This window comes from Acinetobacter sp. YH12218 (genome assembly GCF_013417925.1).
In the GTDB taxonomy this organism is placed as follows: Bacteria; Pseudomonadota; Gammaproteobacteria; order Pseudomonadales; family Moraxellaceae; genus Acinetobacter; species Acinetobacter amyesii.
On sequence record NZ_VPDB01000145.1, the window covers coordinates 1 to 2,403 of the forward strand.

The window sequence follows — 2,403 nt, forward strand, 5'->3', positions numbered from 1 at the left end:
TCAAATGGCTATTCTACGTTTGATTGGTTTTGGAAAAAAAGAAGAATTTAAGAAAGTGCTAGCAATTTTAAGAAAGAAAAAGCCTGATAGGACAAGGATCCTATGAAATTTGTCGTGTACAGAGAAAAATGCCCACAACATGTTACATGTGTGGGCTGAGGTCTTTTACTGCGTCATATTAACTTTGACGTTTTAATAAAAACTGCGTGATCTTGTGTAATTCTGCCGCATCTTCTGCAAAATAATCCAAAGCTTGAAGCGCTTGTGCATGTAATTCTTCTGCATAAGCTTGGGCTTGATCAAGACCCATTAGCGCAGGATATGTGGATTTATCCACTTGTTGATCTTTACCCGCTGTTTTACCCAATGCTTCAGTGTCAGCAATAATATCTAAAATATCATCTTGCACCTGAAAGGCTAAACCAATCGCTAGGCCAAACTCACGGAGTTTAGGAATGGCTTGATCTGTGCCATTAAATATTGTCACTGCCGCCATCATGATTGCGGCAGAAATTAAAGCACCAGTTTTATTTCGATGAATATTTTCTAGTTCATCCTGACTGACATGCTTGCCTTCCGCTTGTAAGTCTAGAACTTGTCCATTGACCATTTTTGAAGTTGCAGTCGCTAAAATTTGCATTTGCTTCAAGATGATCGGCGCTTCAACGGCTGGGCCTTGATCAAAGAGACGGCTGCCTAAAACTTCAAAAGCCATCGATTGTAAAATATCGCCAGCAAGTAAAGCCGTATCTTCACCAAAAGCCACATGACAGGTTGGTTGACCACGACGGAGTAAATCGTTGTCCATACACGGCAAATCATCGTGTGCCAATGAATAACAATGAATAAATTCAATCGCCACCGCAGCACGGCGTACTGCTGCAAAATTAGTATTGGGTTTTAATGCTGCTGTTGCATAACAAAGTGCCGGTCGAACACGTTTTCCACCCAACATCACAGCATGATACACCGCCCCTTTTAAGGGTTCTGGAATTGAAAATGCATCAAGCGCTGTCAGTAAATCCTGCTGAATACGCTGCTGCGCTTCTGTCAGGGCATGTGTGGAAACGTCTGTTAAAGAAGACACATTCACCTCAAATACTTTAAATATTTAACTGCTTCGTTCATTAGCAAATCGACTGCCAATGTTTTCTGTCAATTTTGACCTGTTGCATCATACTGCTTTCTCAAATCTTTCTCTATGTTACGGCCTAAATCTATGTGTTTTTCCCACAGTCTGATGGTTTTTTAAATGTCGTTTCCTCAAATAGCGCCACATTTTGTCCATCATTAAAACAGGTACAATTTTTCGAGCCTTTCTTGGCTTGATACAAAGCCTGATCGGCACGTGCCAATGTTTCAAAAAATGACTCTGTACCATCCCACAAGGCCACTCCGCATGAGATACTCAGTTGTAAAGCCTTATCCGCATAATTCATCGAAGAAGCATAGATTTGCTCACAACATTGTTGAGCAATCGAACATGCAGTCGATATAGCCGTGCGTGGCAAAATCATTGCAAACTCTTCCCCACCCATGCGATATATTTGTGCATCTGCATGTTGACTAATTTGCATCCTTAAAAGCTGCGCACTTTTTCTTAAAACTTCATCGCCAAACGCATGACCGTAGATATCATTGATTTGCTTAAAATTGTCTAAGTCGAGCATCATCAAACAAATTTCATCTGCTTGTTCGACCGCGAAGCTTTTTTGCCACTGAGAAAGGTCTAAATCAAAACCTCGTCGATTTCTTATCCCTGTCAGATAATCAAAATAAACTTGTTGTTCGAGTTGTTGGTTATGTTTCAACAGCGATAATTCGACTTGCTTTAAATTTGTAATGTCCGCACAGCACAACAGCACATGTTCCAAATCGCCACTTTGTTGAAACTTTGGTTTGAACGTGAACCAATAATGCCGTTCATTTTCACTATACATAAAGGGTTCAATGCTATCGTTCTCTAAACAGCGTAAATCAAACTCAGAACTTGTGGCTTTGGTTTTTTGCTGCATCACGGACACATGATTCAATACAATCTCTTGTAAGTCTGACTGAAATCGATGTTTAAATATTTGATTGGCGCATATCAGCTCAGCTGTCGCAGAAAATAACGCAGCAGGCATTGGCAACGCTTCTAATACAGCTAATTGTTCAGTAGGTAGGTCCGATTTTATCAAATGGAGCGTAAAACTCTGTCCTTCAGGTCAGAGATATAAGCGACACGACATGAAGTGTCGTTTGATTTAACTAAGGACTATTTTCCTTGAGTTTTAATTGTTAATATAAGTACATGAAAACCCTTAAATTACGTATAAAAGACAAACATTGCAAGGTGTTAGACCAACTAGCATCAGAAGTGAACTTCGTCTGGAATTATGTCAATGATTTAGGGTTTAGGCA

Annotated in this window: 2 protein-coding genes and 1 pseudogene; 1 reads left to right on the forward strand and 2 read right to left on the reverse strand. The window is 40.0% G+C overall.

What is annotated here, in order from left to right; genetic code table 11:
* Positions 1-178 precede the first annotated feature (178 nt).
* Positions 179-1,087, reverse strand: a complete 909-nt coding sequence (locus FTV03_RS17490; RefSeq protein WP_180004317.1) for a polyprenyl synthetase family protein — start codon at positions 1,085-1,087, stop codon at positions 179-181.
* 130 nt (positions 1,088-1,217) lie between these two features.
* The gene (locus FTV03_RS17495; RefSeq protein WP_180042388.1) at positions 1,218-2,126 is read right to left on the reverse strand and encodes a GGDEF domain-containing protein; all 909 of its coding nucleotides are present in this window, start codon (positions 2,124-2,126) and stop codon (positions 1,218-1,220) included.
* A gap of 167 nt (positions 2,127-2,293) precedes the next feature.
* Here FTV03_RS17495 and FTV03_RS17500 point away from each other — a divergent pair.
* Positions 2,294-2,403 (forward strand): annotated as a pseudogene (locus FTV03_RS17500) (RNA-guided endonuclease TnpB family protein); the annotation flags it as partial.

Bases quoted from the DNA above. Each gene is read 5' to 3' on its own strand.
- FTV03_RS17495 (WP_180042388.1), bottom strand. From the start codon at position 2,126: ATGCCTGCTGCGTTATTTTCTGCGACAGCTGAGCTGATATGCGCCAAT.